This is a genomic window from Streptomyces sp. Edi2 (genome assembly GCF_040253635.1).
Lineage (GTDB): Bacteria > Actinomycetota > Actinomycetes > Streptomycetales > Streptomycetaceae > Streptomyces.
On sequence record NZ_JBEJGX010000003.1, the window covers coordinates 4,904,588 to 4,920,400 of the forward strand.

The 15,813-nt window shown below is 68.4% G+C and carries 23 protein-coding genes and 1 pseudogene; 4 read left to right on the plus strand and 20 right to left on the minus strand.

All coding sequences use genetic code 11. The features are described 5' to 3' along the window. Positions 1–146: 146 nt before the first annotated feature. Entirely contained in the window at positions 147–317 is a 171-nt protein-coding gene (locus ABR737_RS25100) for a hypothetical protein (protein WP_350252453.1), read from the minus strand. Beyond that, positions 314–745 carry a hypothetical protein gene (locus ABR737_RS25105; RefSeq protein WP_350252455.1) on the minus strand — a complete coding sequence of 144 codons (432 nt, stop codon included), beginning with the start codon at positions 743–745 and terminating at the stop codon, positions 314–316. Before ABR737_RS25105 ends, ABR737_RS25100 begins: the two co-directional genes overlap by 4 nt. A gap of 160 nt (positions 746–905) precedes the next feature. Between ABR737_RS25105 and ABR737_RS25110 the strand changes: the two genes are divergently transcribed. Further along, positions 906–1,184 carry a GntR family transcriptional regulator gene (locus ABR737_RS25110; RefSeq protein ID WP_350252457.1) on the plus strand — a complete coding sequence of 93 codons (279 nt, stop codon included), beginning with the start codon at positions 906–908 and terminating at the stop codon, positions 1,182–1,184. A 224-nt stretch (positions 1,185–1,408) separates the two neighbouring features. On the opposite strand, the gene ABR737_RS25115 is transcribed toward ABR737_RS25110, so the two are convergent. The 4 genes from ABR737_RS25115 to tgmA all read right to left on the minus strand — a co-directional run bounded on the left by ABR737_RS25115 (position 1,409) and on the right by tgmA (position 4,217). Then, positions 1,409–1,555 (minus strand): hypothetical protein, encoded by a 147-nt coding sequence (locus ABR737_RS25115; protein ID WP_350252459.1) that lies wholly within the window; start codon positions 1,553–1,555, stop codon positions 1,409–1,411. A gap of 204 nt (positions 1,556–1,759) precedes the next feature. Next, positions 1,760–2,944, minus strand: coding sequence for a methyltransferase domain-containing protein (locus ABR737_RS25120; RefSeq protein WP_350252460.1), 1,185 nt, complete (start codon positions 2,942–2,944; stop codon positions 1,760–1,762). Next, positions 2,941–3,906: an ATP-grasp ribosomal peptide maturase gene (gene tgmB / locus ABR737_RS25125; RefSeq protein ID WP_350252461.1), complete on the minus strand. Its 966-nt coding sequence runs from the start codon at positions 3,904–3,906 to the stop codon at positions 2,941–2,943. Before tgmB ends, ABR737_RS25120 begins: the two co-directional genes overlap by 4 nt. Before the next feature lie 5 nt (positions 3,907–3,911). Beyond that, positions 3,912–4,217 (minus strand): putative ATP-grasp-modified RiPP, encoded by a 306-nt coding sequence (tgmA, locus tag ABR737_RS25130; RefSeq protein WP_350252463.1) that lies wholly within the window; start codon positions 4,215–4,217, stop codon positions 3,912–3,914. A 237-nt stretch (positions 4,218–4,454) separates the two neighbouring features. Here tgmA and ABR737_RS25135 point away from each other — a divergent pair, with 237 nt between their 5' ends. Further along, complete coding sequence (locus ABR737_RS25135; RefSeq protein WP_350252464.1) at positions 4,455–4,664, plus strand: hypothetical protein; 210 nt, start codon at positions 4,455–4,457, stop codon at positions 4,662–4,664. Between the two features lie 657 nt (positions 4,665–5,321). Here ABR737_RS25135 and ABR737_RS25140 read toward each other — a convergent pair. Then, positions 5,322–5,729, minus strand: coding sequence for a hypothetical protein (locus tag ABR737_RS25140; RefSeq protein ID WP_350252465.1), 408 nt, complete (start codon positions 5,727–5,729; stop codon positions 5,322–5,324). A 114-nt stretch (positions 5,730–5,843) separates the two neighbouring features. Between ABR737_RS25140 and ABR737_RS25145 the strand changes: the two are divergent. Then, a pseudogene (locus tag ABR737_RS25145) lies at positions 5,844–6,587 on the plus strand (helix-turn-helix domain-containing protein); the annotation flags it as partial. Between the two features lie 79 nt (positions 6,588–6,666). Then, positions 6,667–6,885, plus strand: a complete 219-nt coding sequence (locus ABR737_RS25150; protein WP_350252466.1) for a DUF397 domain-containing protein — start codon at positions 6,667–6,669, stop codon at positions 6,883–6,885. 174 nt (positions 6,886–7,059) lie between these two features. Here the strand turns inward: ABR737_RS25150 and ABR737_RS25155 are convergent, their stop codons facing one another. The 13 genes from ABR737_RS25155 to ABR737_RS25215 form a co-directional block, all read right to left on the minus strand. Next, on the minus strand, positions 7,060–7,323 hold the full coding sequence (locus ABR737_RS25155) for a hypothetical protein (RefSeq protein ID WP_350252467.1): 264 nt from the start codon (positions 7,321–7,323) through the stop codon (positions 7,060–7,062). Next, entirely contained in the window at positions 7,320–7,604 is a 285-nt protein-coding gene (locus ABR737_RS25160) for a hypothetical protein (RefSeq protein ID WP_350252468.1), read from the minus strand. Before ABR737_RS25160 ends, ABR737_RS25155 begins: the two co-directional genes overlap by 4 nt. Positions 7,605–7,628: 24 nt before the next feature. Then, positions 7,629–8,459, minus strand: coding sequence for a hypothetical protein (locus tag ABR737_RS25165; protein ID WP_350252470.1), 831 nt, complete (start codon positions 8,457–8,459; stop codon positions 7,629–7,631). Next, the gene (locus ABR737_RS25170; RefSeq protein ID WP_350252471.1) at positions 8,459–9,562 is read right to left on the minus strand and encodes a hypothetical protein; all 1,104 of its coding nucleotides are present in this window, start codon (positions 9,560–9,562) and stop codon (positions 8,459–8,461) included. The genes ABR737_RS25165 and ABR737_RS25170 overlap by 1 nt, the downstream gene beginning before the upstream one ends. 17 nt (positions 9,563–9,579) lie before the next feature. Continuing rightward, positions 9,580–10,485 carry a phage distal tail protein gene (locus ABR737_RS25175; RefSeq protein ID WP_350252472.1) on the minus strand — a complete coding sequence of 302 codons (906 nt, stop codon included), beginning with the start codon at positions 10,483–10,485 and terminating at the stop codon, positions 9,580–9,582. Between the two features lie 5 nt (positions 10,486–10,490). Continuing rightward, the gene (locus ABR737_RS25180; RefSeq protein ID WP_350252474.1) at positions 10,491–12,845 is read right to left on the minus strand and encodes a phage tail protein; all 2,355 of its coding nucleotides are present in this window, start codon (positions 12,843–12,845) and stop codon (positions 10,491–10,493) included. Between the two features lie 291 nt (positions 12,846–13,136). Beyond that, a complete protein-coding gene (locus tag ABR737_RS25185; RefSeq protein ID WP_350252476.1) occupies positions 13,137–13,574 on the minus strand; it encodes a hypothetical protein in 438 nt (145 codons plus the stop codon). Next, a complete protein-coding gene (locus tag ABR737_RS25190) occupies positions 13,571–14,056 on the minus strand; it encodes a phage tail tube protein (RefSeq protein WP_262039791.1) in 486 nt (161 codons plus the stop codon). Before ABR737_RS25190 ends, ABR737_RS25185 begins: the two co-directional genes overlap by 4 nt. Positions 14,057–14,080: 24 nt before the next feature. After that, complete coding sequence (locus tag ABR737_RS25195; protein WP_350252478.1) at positions 14,081–14,509, minus strand: minor capsid protein; 429 nt, start codon at positions 14,507–14,509, stop codon at positions 14,081–14,083. Beyond that, entirely contained in the window at positions 14,502–14,855 is a 354-nt protein-coding gene (locus ABR737_RS25200; protein ID WP_350252479.1) for a hypothetical protein, read from the minus strand. The genes ABR737_RS25195 and ABR737_RS25200 overlap by 8 nt, the downstream gene beginning before the upstream one ends. Beyond that, entirely contained in the window at positions 14,852–15,169 is a 318-nt protein-coding gene (locus ABR737_RS25205) for a hypothetical protein (RefSeq protein WP_350252481.1), read from the minus strand. Before ABR737_RS25205 ends, ABR737_RS25200 begins: the two co-directional genes overlap by 4 nt. Beyond that, on the minus strand, positions 15,166–15,555 hold the full coding sequence (locus ABR737_RS25210) for a head-tail connector protein (RefSeq protein ID WP_350252483.1): 390 nt from the start codon (positions 15,553–15,555) through the stop codon (positions 15,166–15,168). The genes ABR737_RS25205 and ABR737_RS25210 overlap by 4 nt, the downstream gene beginning before the upstream one ends. 5 nt (positions 15,556–15,560) lie before the next feature. Beyond that, complete coding sequence (locus ABR737_RS25215) at positions 15,561–15,812, minus strand: hypothetical protein (protein ID WP_350252484.1); 252 nt, start codon at positions 15,810–15,812, stop codon at positions 15,561–15,563. Position 15,813 lies beyond the last annotated feature (1 nt).

Sequence of the window (15,813 nt, forward strand, 5' to 3'; positions counted from 1 at the left end):
GGTCATTGCGCCATTGACTACGCCCCCGTGGAGGGGTGGCGGGGTGCTGCCGATTGGCGGCGGCGCCGCAGCTGGGCGCAGGGCCGGGATACGACGAAGCCCCGCCCGGAGCATCCGGGCGGGGCGGGCGGGGTGTCGGTGGCGGGTCAGTCGCGCCGGGGTGGCGCTACCTCGGTGGGGAGGGGGCCAACGATGAAGAGGGGCGCGTGGTCGGGGCAGGCGTACAGCGTCACTCCGGGGCCGCTTACTCGCTCGATGTACCCCACCGCCACAGGGGCGACCGTCTCGCGGTGGCAGTGCAGGCACGCGGCGGTCATGCCGGCACCGCCACGCGCAGCGTGCGGCTACCGGGGCGGACGTGTACGCCATGAATGGTGGTCGGGCCTACGTCGATGCCGCGTAGTGCCATGTCGAGCGCCCAGCGTCGTACGGCCTGCGCTTCGCGCACCGGGTCATCCGGCCGCTTCTTGGGTGCGCTGAGGATGTAGGGGCGTACCGGGTTGAGGGTGTCCAGGAACGGCCGCTTCTCGGCCGCGTCTCGGGCGTAGGGGCTCTTGTGCTCGGGAAGCGGGCGGAGGGGCTGCGGGGAAGGGTTGGGCTTCGGTGCGGGGGTGGGGGTGGCGCGGTGCTTGCCGCGGGCGGGGTAGAGCCGCTCAGCCCACTTCAGCAGGGATGTGCGGGGGTTTGGTCCGGGGATGAGTGCTAAGGCGATTCGCCCGAAGAAGCGCACGGTAAAGTCACGCATGTTGTCAGCTCCTTGATAGCTGTCAGCCATGCCCCCGGACCCGGCCAGGTCGCGGGGGTCTTTTCGTGGCCGACCCTAGCCCTACCTGTAAAAGCCTGTAAAGGGCTGCGTGAGCCTGTCAGGGGGTGTCAGGGGGTGTTCGGCCGGATACCTTCGGCCTATGGAGTACGGGCCGGATGACCAGGTGGAGCGCGATGCGCCGGCGTCGCCGTTTCAGCAGCTTGCAGGGATCTTGCGCGCACGGGTGGCGCGTGGGGACTGGAAACCCAATCGGGCCATCCCGAGCGAGAACGCGCTCGCCGAGCACTACGGCCTTTCGCGCCCGACGGTGCGACGGGCGATTGCCGCTCTTGCCGATGACGGGCTCGTGTATGCCGTGTCGGGGCGCGGTACGTACGTGGCCGAGCGGAAGACGGAAGAACCTGTCTCCGACGAGTGAAGTCGCCGCCGAGTAGCAGTTGCCCGCCGCGCTCAGGTGCGCGGCGGGCGGTTCGTGCGGTTGCTGTTGGATGGGCTCACTTGGTGGTCTGGTAGCCGCTTCCTTGACAGTCGCGGCACCGAATGACGACGACCTTGCCTCTTTGCATGGTCTGAATCTGCTTCTGTCCCTTGCAGGTGGAGCAGATTTTGACGGTGGTCATGTGCTCTGTTCTGTGGCGTGGCTTACCCGGTGGTTGCTGCGGTGAGGTTCGCCTCGTGTTCGCGGTAGTAGGCGGGTACGAGTTCGAGCGCATCGCCGTCGATGAACTGCCGTGGGTCGCCGAGGTGGGATCGAGGGTCGCGGCGGTAGGCGAGGGCCGGCCGGATCACGGGGGCCTGTGGTGATGGCCGAGTTGGGGTGTGCCAGTCGTGCGCGCGCAGGTACGTGGCGCTTAGGGCACGGCGGAGCGGACCCCCTAACCAGATCCACAGGCAGGGGATAAGGTCACGCATTGTGTTGGTCCTCGAATCAGCTGGGGACGTACAGCCCCGACGGCCGGTGCAACGGTCGTCGGGGCGACACAGCCTGTGGGACTACTGGGCGCCGATGTTCCAGCGGCGGCCGTCCGGGATGTGCCATACGGAGGCGTGTCCGTCAGCCTCGCGCGCGTAGCCGAATTGGTCCTGAGCCGGGCGCCCGGCGTCGTTCCACCACGTCCACGCTGCCTCGACCTGTTCCCAAATCTCCAACGCGCCGCCGTACGTGACGGTGTCGACGCGCTCGCCGGTCAGGGGCACGCGGGCCCATGAGCCGTCGGAGTGCTGGAGCTGGACAGACATGGTGCCGGTGGCTTCGTCGGAGTGGTAGACCAATTCGACGCCGGGCAGATGGAAGGCCAGCACCAGACGGAACGGGTAGTGCTGCCGAATGTCTGCCGCGGTGACCTTCGTGGGTCGGGTGCCGGCCTCGGGCGCGTACGGTGCGCGCTCGCGCCGCGGGTAGGTCTGGGCGTCGCCGCGAGCGGCCATGAATCGGCCGCTCGTGCCCGTGAACTGCCCTTCGGTGCGCTGCTTGGCGTCGACAGTGAGGCGTACGAGGCCGCCCTCGATCCCGAGGGCCACGTCGGCGAGGATCGCGCCGCCGGGGCGGGTCTGCTCGATCCACCGCGCGGGAATGCTTGGCACTGAACATGTGGCGATGACCCGGTCGAACTGGTCCCCGGTGGGGTAGCCGTCGCGGCCGTCGGCGGGGGCGAGTTGCGGCTCGTAGCCGATGGAGGAGAGCCGGCGTTGCGCGGCGTCAACGAGGGTCGCGTCGACGTCGACTGAGTACACGAACTGTTCGCCGAGTCGGGCGCACAGCAAGGCGGCGTTGTAGCCGGTGCCGGTGCCGATTTCGAGGACGCGGTTCCCGTCCTGGACGGCGAGGTCTTCCAGCATTCCGGCCATGAGGCTGGGCAGGGTGCTGGATGACGTGGGGATGCCCGTCCATGCGTCCTCTTCGACCTGCTCGGCGGTGTCCGGGTCGAGGGCGGTTACGAGGGTGGTGTCGCGGTAGACGCGTGCGAGTCGGCCCTCGTGGAGGGCGTGTTGCAGGCGCCAGACCGTGATGCCTTTGTCGTTGGTCTCCTGCTCGTACCAGCGGGGTACGAAGGTGTGCCGAGGGACGGTGGCGAACGCCGCGGCCCATGCGGGCGTCCGGATGGCGCCGGCTGTTGACAGTTCATCGACCAAAGCAGCCACGTACGGGCGTGCAGCGTCGATGGCGGATTCGGTCACGCGGTTACTCCTTGTAGCTCGTCGGCGATGGCGTCGGCGATGGGTAGACCGGTGGCGTGTTCGATCCAGTCCCATTGCCCACAGGGGTTGGCTTCCAGGAACGTCCACGTACCCGACGGTGAGACGACGAAATCGAGGGCGGCGAAGCTTAGGCCGAGGTCTTCCATGAGCCCTCGCACCTTGTATTTGATGTCTACCGGGACCTCGGTAGACGTGTATTTGAGCGACTTGTAGTCGCTGCGCCAGTCGTCGTGTGCCTTTTGGCTGGTGGCGTGAACCTCGGCGGCGAACATGCGCTCGCCGACCACGGTCAGGCGCACCTCATGCGCCTTGTCCGCCCATGCCTGAAACAGGTGGGCCGTCGTTTCGATGCCTCCTAGGTCGTCGAGGTCGTGTTCAGTGAGGCGCCGGGTGTAGACGGTCTTGAGTTCGTCGGCCTCGATGAAGACGGGCGATGCGACCGGCTTGCAGATGATCGGGCCGGGGATGTCGCGTGCGAACGCCCGTACTTCATCGGGGTTGTTGGTGATCAGGGTTGGTGGGATGGAGAGGCCGGCCTGTCGCGCCGCGGCGAGTTGCACGGGCTTGTACTCGGCGCGTGACATGGCTGACGGGTGGTTGACCCATCGGCAGCTGAGCGCTGTGAGGATGCCGCCGAAGCCGGCGCGTGCCTGTGCGGCGGCGAACCGGCGCTCGGGCTCGGACATGTCGGGCGAGAGACGGAACGGGTTGGGCGCGCGGAAGTAGCAGGCCGAGACGTCGAGGAGGTCTAATTCCCGCTGTGAGGTCCGCAGTCGGCCACCCCAGCCGTGCGCGTTGCCGATGTATCCGGCGAGCGTGACCTCTTGCGGGAAGTCCGCGGCATCGATGCGGAAGACGGTCGCCCCTCGATCGGTCAGTGTCTTGACGACGCGATCGGTTGGCCAGTCTTCGCGTGCGGCAACAACGAGGATGCTGGGCACGGTGGTCAGTCCTTCGGGCCCTCGTCGAGGGGCGGGGGGTTGGTGGTGCTGCCATCCGGAATGGTCGGGTTGTGCGTCTGCATGAACGGCAGGAGGTCGGTGTCGACGCCGACGGAGAGTTGCAGTTCCTCGTCATAGAGGGCAGCGGGGAGCGGGGTGGCCTGTGTGGCGTCGGGCGTCTGGGCGTAGCGGAGGATCCACGGGCGGCTTGTCGGCCCGGATGGGTGCTCAGCACTGTGGGGGACGCGCCCACCTTCGGGTGCCAGGGGGAACGCCTCGCGGGGGTGGGCCAGGGTCTGTGTGGTGCTCATGGGTAAGTCCCTTCGTTTGAGGCTGACTGACTTGGTGTGGCTCAGTTCTTGCTCCCCATCGGGCTGCCACTGTCCAGGGAAGGCAGCCCGATGGGGCCTATCCCGCCCCTGCCGGGGCTTGCGGTGGTGGGGTGGCCGGAAAGCCAGCAGGGGGCGGAGTCTTGGAGATGGCTAGCACGCTGGGTCTTCGGTTGCTGACTCCTTGAGCGGGCCGTATAGCTTTCGATACTGGGCGAGTTGATCCATTGCCCGGTTGACTTTCTCGGCGAATTCGGCAGCGTCGGGTACGGAAATCTCGCCGACCTTGATTCTGTGATCATTGCGCCGGATTTGGCAATCGTCGCACGGATCTTCGATTTCGATATCGGGAAAGTCAATGCCGAGGCGCCGGAGTGCGTTAACGAACTCGCTGGCGTTATCTTCGGCCTGTTCCCTATCGCTGTTTGACCAGTAATCACGGCCGACCGGTCCTAGAGCCATCTGTTGTGCGCTTCCGTGAGAGAGAGGGGGTGCGGCTGGGTGGAGCCCGCCCCCTGCCTTGGGAAGCCGTGCCGGGGGGAAGGACACGACCAGTCGACCAAGACAGGGGGCGGGGGCTTGCGTGCACCGCGCCGAGGTGACGGCGCAGCAGCACATAGGGGTTAGGACTTCTTGGAGCAGGAGAGACAGGGAGTTCGGCCGTCTCGCTCCGCCTTGCTTCGGGACACGACGACCACCTCCGGCGAGGTGTTGCATCTGCCGATGGTGTAACAGCTGTCAATTTCGTGGTAGCGCTCTCCCTTGCCTCTGGCGATATACACCGGGCCATCAGGGGTAGGGCGCTGCCCCGCCCCGTTCCCAGGACCGCGAAGGGGGGAGCCTCGCATGTCGGACTGGGGTCGGGGCGAGAATTCAAGGGGCGGGCTGCTGTGGAGCACGACGGTCACGCCGTGCTCCTCGCAGTGGTACGACCACCTGCTCAGCCGCTGCATTTCGTGAGTGGCCATGATGGGACAGCGCACAGCCTTCATCACTTCCGACCGGTGTTCTTGCCCGCATCAGAGCCGCTGGAAGATTCCTTGTTCCTCTGGCGGTTCTTCTCGCTCACGTCGTCGGTGCTGCCGCTCACTGGTGAGCCTCCAGGATCTTCGCGACGCGGATAACTTGACCAATGGACAGAGAAGGGGGGATGAGCCGGTTTTCCCGACGGCTGGAAGAGGTGGTCACGACGACAGTCGACGGCTGCACGATCACGCCGGCCACCCGCAGAGCCCCGTCAAGCTCCTTCCGAACGGCACTCGCCGTCGGCTGGTCGCTCCTCGTCACCTGGCCTCCCAGCTTCCCGGCGAGCCACTGGGCCTGTGAGAGCGACAACGCCGGGAAGCGAACCCGGTTGACCTTGACGCCCTCCACCTCGTCCCTCGTCACCATCGACGGCGCGGCGTCGAATCCAGCTCGGCGCAAAGCGTCGTCCAGACGGAGACGTACGTCGTTGGTGGCCTGATGAGGTGTCCGAATCATCGGGGCAGCCATGGCCGGTCTCTCCTTCGTCCTCTTCCGGGGGTGGTCCCACACTGCTCGTCCGGGAGTACGCTGACCAGGGATCTAGCCATTCCAAACCAGGCTGGAATATTGGGAGTTGAACGCATGAGCGAAGCGCCCGAGTCACCTGAGTCACCTCAGTCGCCCGCCGAGGCGTTCGGCCTAGAGATCAAGTACGCGCGTGAGGCGCGCGGCTGGTCGCAAGTCGTGCTTGCTCACAAGCTCTGTTGCCAACAGCCCTATGTGAGCAAGGTGGAGAGAGGGCAACAACTAGCTAGCGCTCAGTTTGCCGAGCAGTGCGACAAGGTTTTCGGCACGCCAGGGACCTATGCGCGGATGCGCGAGCGTGCGGCGGACGCTGGCAACCCGGTGTGGTTCATCCCGTACCTTCAGCTTGAGCGGGAGGCTCGGTCCATCTGCGACTACTCCGCCACACGCGTGATGGGCATATTGCAAACGCCGGAGTACGCGGAAGCTGTCTTCCGATCCGCCCGCCCGCACGAGTCGGAAGTCGAGATTAAGCGGCGTGTAGAAGATCGCATGCGCCGACGAGAGCTGTTCGACAGCCCCACCCCACCATCACTGTGGGTCATCCTGTACGAAGCGGTCCTATGGTCCAGGGTGGGTAGCGCAGACACCATGCGTGGTCAGCTTCAGCACCTGTTAGCTGCGTCTGAGTCTCCGCACATCGCCATCCAGGTTTTCCCCTTCAGCGCGGGCACCGCGGCACGAGGAGTGCCGTTTAATGTGCTGACACGACAGGACGGAACAGATGTCCTGTACGAGGAGACTTACGAGCAAGGGCGGGTAGACGACTCAGCGGATGCGGTCGCCGAAGCACGGGCGGCGTACGAGCGGCTGCGCGCCGATGCACTGTCGCGTGCTGACTCTCTCTCCCTTATCCAGCACGTTATGGAGGCGTACAACCATGAGGACCACCCTGGACCTGTCCCACGTGGAATGGGTCAAGAGCAGCTACAGCGAAGGGAACGGCGGCCAGTGCGTCGAATGGGCCCCCGCGTTCGCAGCCGCCGGCGTCGTCCCCATTCGTGACAGCAAGGCTCCGCACGGCCCTGCGCTCACGTTCGAGACTGCCGCTTGGTCGTCGTTCGTCGCCGGCGTCAAGGACGGAGAGTTCCCTACCTGATCCCCGCCCGCCCTCGTCGAGGAACCGGCCCTCGCTGCGCGGCGAGGGCCGCTGTCGTCTCGCCCCTCGGGGCGGCCCGCCTGTCACCAGTGCGGCGCGGTGTGTGCGTCGGCATCAACGCAAGAACGCGCCCCCGCACGCGGCCGTGAGTGGCCGGGTGCGGGGGCGCGTTGGTCAGTGGGTGATTTCCCATGCGGATAGGGCGAGGGCGGTGACGGCGACCAGTGCGGCGATGCTGGGCAGGGGCCAACGGCGTTGCTCGACCTGGTCGAGGCGGGTGTCGTGTTCGTCGAGGCGGCGCTCGGCCTGGTCGTTGCGCTGGGCGAGCAGGTCGTATCGGCCGTCGAGGCGGGCGTCGAGGCGGGCGAATCCTGCCTCGACGGTGCCGCGAAGTTGGGCGAGTTCGAGGGCGATATCGGTTGGGTCTGGTCCGGTCACATACTGCCTCCGTCGTTCGCGGCCGGCGGGGTCGACGGCTGCTCGTCGCCATTGCCGGGGGCGGTGTCCGGCGAGGTGGTGCGCAGCCACTTGGGCAGCAGCTTCTGCACGGCGGGGAGTGCCATCACGCGTGTAAGGCCGGCGGCGACGGCGAGGGCCACACCGACCCCGGCGGCGGTGCGCGGGACGCCGGATGCGTTGATGATCAGGGGGAGCGCGGCGGCGAGGCCGAGAACCGTCTGTACGACGGTGCGGGCCGTGCGGCGGGCGGCGTCAGACATGGGCGGGGTTCCCTTTCGGTGGGGCTACTTGGCGGCCTGGTCGTCGTCGGTCTCGACGGCGAGGCGGGGGTCGGGCTTGCTGCTGGCGTCGGCGGCCTCGCCTGCGGGGGCGTCGGGCGCCTCGGCGGCGGCGAACGTGTTGCGGCCGTGGGCGGCGAACAGGCGCGTCTCGATCGGCTTGCGTGCCTTAGCGCTGCGGTGCTCGATCTGCCATCCGAGGTGGTCGAGGAATCCGACCCCGTGTAGCGGGCGCTGGATGGTGCGCGCGGTCCACTTGCCCGCGGGTACCTCCCACTCGTCGACGGTGACGGGCTTCCCGCCCTCGGGCAGCATCCGGACGCGGACCGTGCCCCCGGCCTCGGCGAGGGTGGATAGCTTCAGGACGGCGACGGCGTTGTGTGCGGGGGCGCCGCCGACCCACGCATAACGCCACTGGTCCGAGGTGCTGCTCTGGTCGGCGGTCGGGTGCAGGCCGAGGGGGAGCCACGGGCGGCCGAGGAATCGGTCGCTGTGCCGGTCGTCCATCACGAGAATGCGGTCGGGCGAGGCGAGGTCACGCGACCACAGGCGCCATGTGCCGCGGTCTTCCTTCTCGCCCTCGACGGTCAGGGCGAACGTGCCGTCAAAGCGACGCAGCACGGTGCCGTAACTCCCGTCGGGCCACTCGCCGACGGTGAACGTCGAAAACGTCTTGCCGGGCGGGGTGACAACCAGCTGGCCGCCCTCGGTGATCCGTACGTCGCCCTCGCGGATCTCGTCCATCGCGGGGCGGGTCTGCGCGCGGCCGGCAAGCTCGCGCACCTTTCGCTCAAGATCGCGGATGCGGTCGAGCAGGTCGTTAGGAACGGTAGCCATCAGGCGGCAGCCTCCAGAGTGAGGGTTGCGGTTTCGCCCTTGTCGCGGGTGGGCGGTGTGACGGTGATGCCGACGACGCGGTGTCGGGTGTCGTAGCCGTCGGGGTGCAGCAGGTCGCGGGCACGCAGGCGCACCGTGCGGCCGATCAGATCGGGGGTGACGCCCAGGTCGAGGCGGCACGTCACGGCGGGAATCACCTGCGGCCGGCGCAAGGCGGCGGCCTCGGCGCGGGCGTACTCGCCCAAGGTGCCGGCGTCGTCCACGCTGCTGTGATCGCTGGCGCCATCCAGACGCGGCCATCCGTCGGCGAGGGCCTGCTCGTCGACCAGCAGCTCGGAGAGCAGGGGCTTACTCTCGGCGGCCTGGTTGCTGTTGTTCGAGGCGCCGCGGGCCTGCCAGACGTTGGCGACGGTGGTCGCGTCCTCGGGGTGCTCGTAGGTGAGCACGGGCCCGGGGTGGTTGAGCACGATGTCGGCCTCGCCGCGGGCGATGCGCGGGTATCCGAGTTCGAGCAGCTTGCGGCGCCGGCCGGTGTCCGCGGCGCGGTCGCACCGGATGCGCCACTCGAACCCGTCCTCGACGGCGGCGAGCTTGTCGAGCAGTTCGCGTATGGGGGTCTGGTCGTGCTTGCTGTAGCTGCGGGTGCGCTTGATGCCGGATAGGTGGGTGTCGTACTCGATGCCGATGTCGCCGCCGGGCAAGCCTTGCGCGTAGTCGACGAAGTTCCGGGCGATGTCGAGTTGATCGATGTTCTCGGCGCGCAGCGACTCGAACAGGCGGCGGTGATCGAGGTAGGTGTCGAAGGTGCCGGCCTGGATCTCGTAGGAGGCGTAGCCGCGTTCGTCGATCTTGGGGACCGCTGACCACAGGATGCCGCCCCACCAGATGTCGCGGTCGCGCTCGACCCACAGGGCCGTACGGCCGCCTCGCAGGATGGGGCGCACACGGTCGGCGATCTCTCGGTTCGGCACGGGCACGGTGGCCCGGAGCGACCCGGCTTTGCCGATGTAGTCCTCGACGCTGACCTCGGTCACGGGCAGCACGTCGAGCAGGGCGTCGGTGCGCAGATCACACACCAGGACGCGGTACGCGGGGGTTGTCATGGATGTGTTCCCCCCTTTCACCAGTGGGCCGAGCGCCAGCGCAGGGTGACGGCGGCGCGCGGGTCGGCGGGGACGGATGCGGCGCCTCGGAATGCGAGCTGGTTGTCGCCGGGGGCGAGGGTGAACGCCTGCTCGGGCCAGCTGGCGACGCTGGCCTCGCTGAGCAGGCTTTCGCCGGTCGGCAGGGTGGTGGTGCCGGCGAAGGTGTCGATAGTGAGTTCTTCCCCCGGGGCGAGGGCGACGCGGTATTCGAGCCGCTTGCCGGTCGTGTGGTTGATCAGGGCCGGGGAGTCGACCGGGCCGCGGAACAGGATGGTTGGGTGCGTGGGCGCGGTGCCGAGGTTGTACGCGGTCACGTCGCCCGTGCTCGCCGGGGTGCCGCGCGGTTCGCCGGTGACGGGGTCGGTGTGCCAGGACAGGCACGGTTCCGGTAGTCCGGTCTCGACGCACTGCACGGCGGGGGTGTACCGGCGGGGGTCGGTCGCCTCCCACTCCAGCGCGCCGCCGGTCACCGTGCCGACGGAGTAACCGAGTTCTACCGGCACGTTCCGATTGGTGATCCGTGCCCATGCCAGCAGGGGGCCGCGGTCGTCGAGGTGAACCAGTAGCGGTATCTCGTCCAGCGCGAGCGGGGTACCCGCATTGAGCGCGTCGACGACCGCGCCGAACCGGTACGCCTCGGCGCGAACGATCACCTCCTCAAGGCCGACGGTGCGCACCTGGGCGAGCAGGCGCCCCAGGTACGCACCGTGGTCCCCGGAGCGCGGCACGTTGCCGGAGTCCTGTGGGGGCAATTCCTCCCAGCCGGTCAGCTTGCGCCACCGGTAGGGGGTGCCGGCGCCGAGCAGCAACTCGCCGTAACGGAGTTGTCCGGGCACCATCCCCTCAGCCATACCGGCGGCATCGATCGTTGTGCGGTCCATCCTGGTTAACCCCTCGCTTTCATGCGCCAATTGAGGGCCGCGGCAGTCTGGTCCGGGCTGTGGCCGGCGGCGTTGTGGAAGTTCTCGATATGCAGCAGCGGGCCCGTACGCCCGTATGCGCTGCTGCCGTATCCGGCCGCGCCCGCGGCGGCTGCTGCGGGCATTGTGGGGATGGCAGGGACGGGGACGAGTCGGCGCATGGCGCCCTCGACCGCGCCTTGCTCGGAGGTGATTCCGGCGGCGACGCCGGCAGGAATCCAACGGCCGACATCGCGCGCCATGACCTTGGATGGCGACGCGATCCCGAGGGCCTTTGCGATGGGGCCGGGGATGAGGTTTTTCGCCCACGAGGTGAGGGTCGAGCGCAGCCAACTGCCCATTGACTGGATGCCGTTCCACAAGCCGCGCACTACGTCCCGGCCCGCGTTGACCAGCAACGACCCGAGGTTGCCGAGTGCCGACACCATGCGGCCGGGCAGCCCGCGCAGCCACGCGAGAGCCTGACCGGCCTTCGCGATGATCGCGAGATAGAAGCGGTTGAACGCGTTCGTTGCCGAGGTCCACAGTTGGCCGGCGAGCGGGGCGAGTGCGCTCACGGCCCGCCCTGGCAATCCCTTAATCCAGGCGACGGCCTTGTTGATGCCGATCATCGCCCACGCGCCCAGTTTCAGAAACAGGGAGTGCAAGAATTCGCCGACGTTCCCAACGAGCGCTTTTGCTTGGTTCCATGCTCCGGAGAAGTCGCCCCGCAACAGGCTCGTGAGGATTTTGAGTGTGGGCACGACGATGCCTGTTACGTATTTGGCGAGGACGTTCGCGAGGATGCTCGCGAGCTTGCCGATCAGGCCGATGATGGGTGTCAAAATCGGCATGATGGCCTTGAGGACGCTGCCCACGAGTTGTCCGAGCGCGGTGAGTACCGGACTGAGCGCGACCATGATTTGAGCGAACGCGCCGCCGAGGGTTCCCAGCGCGGGAGCGAGCGCCCTGACCAGCTGGGCGAGGACCGGGAAAACGCCCTTTGCCAGCGTGGTGAAGATCCCCACGATTGGACGGACGATCACGGGCAGTTGGGCAAGGATCGGGGCGAGCAGCGTCATCAGGGCGCCGCCGAGTTGCTTCACCACGGGGGCGAGCTGCGCGAAAATCGCGCCGACCGCGGACAAAATCGGGGTGAGCGCCGGCAGCAGCGCGGCGGCGAGCTGCCCGATCATCGGGAGCAGGGGCGAGACCGCCGTCACCAGCTGTCCGAGCGCGCCGGCCGCGGCCGACAGAACAGGACCGAGGGCGGCGACGATCGGCCGCAACCCGGCACCGAGGGCCCGAATCAGCGTTTGCAGGGGCGGGCCGAGCAGCGCCAACGCGGGGCCGAGTGCCCCGGCGAGCTGGGAGACAAGCGGCGCTATCGCCCCCATGAGAGTCGAGAGCACAGGGCCGCCCGCCTGGGCGAGCTGGCCGATCAACGTCCCGAGCGCGGGCAGGATTTGCGAGACGCCGGCGAAGAGACCCGAAAGCCCCTGGGCGGCTCCGGCCGCGCCGGTCGAGATCCCTTGGAAGAATCCGGCCAGACCCGTACCGAGTGAGGACAGGCCACCGGCTATCGCCGTGATCACGGGCGCCGCGGAGCCGACGGCATTCGCGAGCGCGGGCGCGAGCTTTTGCACCATGCTGAGCACGCCGTCGGCGAGCGTGCCGATCTGCGGGGCGACCGCGGAGAATGCTTTCTGCAAGCTCGGGGCGATCTGGTCGAACGCCGTGCGTGCCTTGCCCGCGATGGACACGAGCTGACTCTCGATCGGCCCGACCATGGCTTGTACTTGCTTGACGGCGTGGTCTTTGAGGCCGGTAAAAGCGCTCTTGACCTGGTCGGATGCTGCGGCGGCCTTGATGCCGATGCCGGCGAACAGGATCGGGACCGCGGCGAGGGCGCCACCGGCGGCGAGCGCGCCGCCCGACAGGGCGATCGTGGAAGTGCGCAGTACGGCGAGGGCCGGGCCGAGCGCGCCGAGCGCGCTACGTGCCCGCTCGGCGCCGCCCCCGATCTCGTTGCCGACCTGGTCGCCGAGACCGGCGGCGCTGGCGCGTGCCTGGTCGGCGCCAGCAGCAACCCCTGTAGCGAGGGCGTCGCCAAGTTCGTCGATCGCCCCGCGGGCCTGGTTCGTGCCGTTGGCGATGCCGTTGCCGACTGCCGCGCCGAGGGCGGCGGAGCCGCTGACGAACCGCCCGCGCACGTCGCGTAGGCGGCCGTCTGCGGACCGCTGTAGACCCTGGAGGGCGCGGTTGGCCTGCGCGACGCCACGATCGGCGCCGGAAGCGTCGAGGTCGATGGTTCCGACCAGCTCGCCAATGTTGAGCGCCATGCGCAGGCCACCCCACTTATTCAGTTATGTGTGCAGTTGTGTGGTGCTGTTGTTGTTCTGTTGTGTATGCAGTTGTGGGCGCGCCCGTCGTCAGACGGGCGCCGGTCAGTGCGGCGATCTCTCGCGGGTTGGTCACTGCGCGCGGGGTGCGCCCCCACGCGCGGCGGAATGCCGCCTCGGCCGACAATCCGCCGACCAGTACGAGAAACCGCCGCGTGCTCGTCTGCGCGAGGTCGGCGGCGGTGAGGTGGTATTCGCGGGCGAGGTCAGCCTCGACCGCGCTCCAGTTGGCTAGGACGGCTTGCCAGAAGCGGCCTTGATCGTCGCCGGGGTCGGGCGAGGGGCTTTTCCCTGCTCGCCCTCCTGGTCGGCCTCGCGCTCGTAATACAGCTCGGCCGCCTCGCGCATCGACAAGCATCCGGGTTCGCGGCTGTTGGCGGCGGACCAGATAAGGACGATGCCAAGCTGATCGTCCTGCATGCCGTTCTCGGCCCACTCATCCAGCGCACGCGGGCCGAACAGGGAAGAGAGCAGACGGCGGATGTCGTCCGGGTCGCTGCTGTGCTTGACGCGTTCCATCTGGAGCGTGAAAAGGAGCGGGAGCGACGTAGGGAGCACGTATTCGCGCCCGTACAGCCGCAGTACCGCACCGAACCGCGGCTCGGTGGCCTGCTCCTCGGCAAAGAACTCGTCGAAGTCGGAGACCTGGCGGGTGTGCTGGTCGGTCACGCTGCCTCCTCGGCGCAGATGGTGAACACGGGGGCGTAGCGCGGCCGGCCGCACTGCGTGAACGATGCCGTCCAACTGGTCTTGTCGTTGACCTCGCCCTCGGACTTGTCCGGCGTGACGGTGGCCTCCCAAATGACCCATGTGTCTTGGGAGTCGTGGCGCCACCGGATGAGGTTGCGCGAGTCGATGCCGAGGCGCTGCCCCCAATAGCGGTCGACGTACGCCTGTCCTTCGGCCTGGCGGCCTGTGGCCGGGTCGAGGGCCCATTGCCCTTCGACTTCGATCTGTCCGCCACGCTGCATGACGTCCTGCTCGTACCAGCCGGCCGAGTCGAAAGAGGTCGTCTCGGCGGTCTCCTCGTTTTCGCTCGCGTTGTGCGACCAGCTCGTCAGGTTCTCGATCGGTAGCCATCGCTTGTGGTGGGCGTGCGACTGGTCGAGGACTTCGAAACGCCATCCGCGGGCGTCAATCGGTCGTCCCATGCTGGAACTCTCCTTCTGTTGTTGTCAGTTGGCGCGGTGTGTGGTCGGCGCCCCGATGTCGAGGTCGAAATTCACGACGTGTTCGTGTCGGCCGCAGGAATCGGGGGCCATGGGGGCCGGGGTGGCGCGTGCGGCGGCGAGGACAAGCCACGTGCCGTCGGGTAGTTCTCGCCCGGCGAGGCCGTGAAGTGCGCTGTAGATCGCGTGAGCGCGGCGGCGAGAGATACGCGGGTCGGGCCCGCCGCGTACGCGCACCTGTAGGCGCGGGGTGTCGTAGGCGTTGCGGGCATCGGGCGCGGCGCCGTCGTACAGCCACAGGGCGACCGCGGCATCGGGGGCCGGCGGCATGATCTCGACGAACAGATCGCCGGCCGTACCGGTCGGGTCGTAGGTGACCAGTCCGCGGCCGTCGAGCAGGCGGGCGACGCCGTCGAGCGGGTCGAGGTCAGCCACGCAACGACCTCCGCAGTTGCGCGGCGATGATCTCGGCGACCGTGCCGGCCTGCTCGGTGAGTGGCCGTTCGAGGTACTTCGCTGTTCGGCCGGCGTCGTGCCGGTAGCTGAGTTCTTCGTGCTGCCTGATCGCGTACGGGGTGTCGTAGGAAACGCCTGCCTTGAGCTGCGACTCGTCGACGCTTGCGGCGCCGGAGCGTTCGAGGGTGGCCTCTTCAAGCGGAACGACTCGACGGGACTCGGCGAGGACGTGTTCGGCGGCGATGCGTAGTCCTCGCACGGCCCCGGCATGGGTGCCGGCGAGGGCCTGCTCGCCGTGCCATCGCAGGCGGGCGCGCTGCGTCATTCGGCGCTCACCTCCGTTGACTGCGGTACCGGGAGCCCTGGCGCGGTGTGGTGGGCGACGCTGATTGCCCGGGTGGTGCGGCCGTCGGGGAGGGTGATCCGTGACTCGGCCGGACAGTCGAGGCCCGGCTCGGCGATGATCTGCGCGGTACTGGTGACCTCGCGTCCCTCGCGATCACGCACGGTCCGGACCGTCTCCGCGACCAGGGCGGGCACGTCCTCGACGGGCGGACCGTACTGCTGGCCGTACGCGCTGTCGCCGAGGTAGGGCTCGACCGTGATCCGGTGCCGCAGAAGCCACCGGGGGACGTTCACCAGATCACCCCCGGCAGCAGGCCGGCGCAGGACAGGGCGCGGTGTGCGCGGGGGGCGAGGTCGACCTCGCCGGGCGCGGTGGGGGCGTCCTTGCGCCCGGACAGGCTTACGGGGCCGATGCTGACGGAGTCCCATCGACTGGCCGTGCCTGTGCCGTCGTCGCCGATGGCGAGCTGGTACTCGACCTGTGCACAGGTGGCGTCGGCGAGAGCGTCGGCGACCTCGGGTTCGGTCGGCATGCCGGCGCCGTCGGTGGCGTATACGGCCGTGAGTAGGGCGTCGTCCACGTCCTCACTGGCGCGGGCGAGAAGCCGCTCGGCGTCCGCCGGGGCCGGCTGGCCAGTCCACGCCGAGAGACGTTCGGGGGTGGCGTAGGTCCGGCCCATGGCGGCTACTCCTCCTTGCTGCTGCGCTGCTTGCCGCGCGGGCGCGGGGCAGGCTTGGCCGGGGCGGCGCTCTCGCTTGCCGCGAATCCGATGGGGATGGAGTCGGGTACGTCGGGGCGGGTGACGGTGTAGCCGTGGCGCCGGAAGTACAGCAGCGCCCCCGGTGAGGGGTCCTCGGTGACGGCGCGGCCGGCGGTGAATGCGACGCCCGCGACGATGCCCTCGCGCTCGTCCGGCGCGGTGATCTCGTAGCGCAAC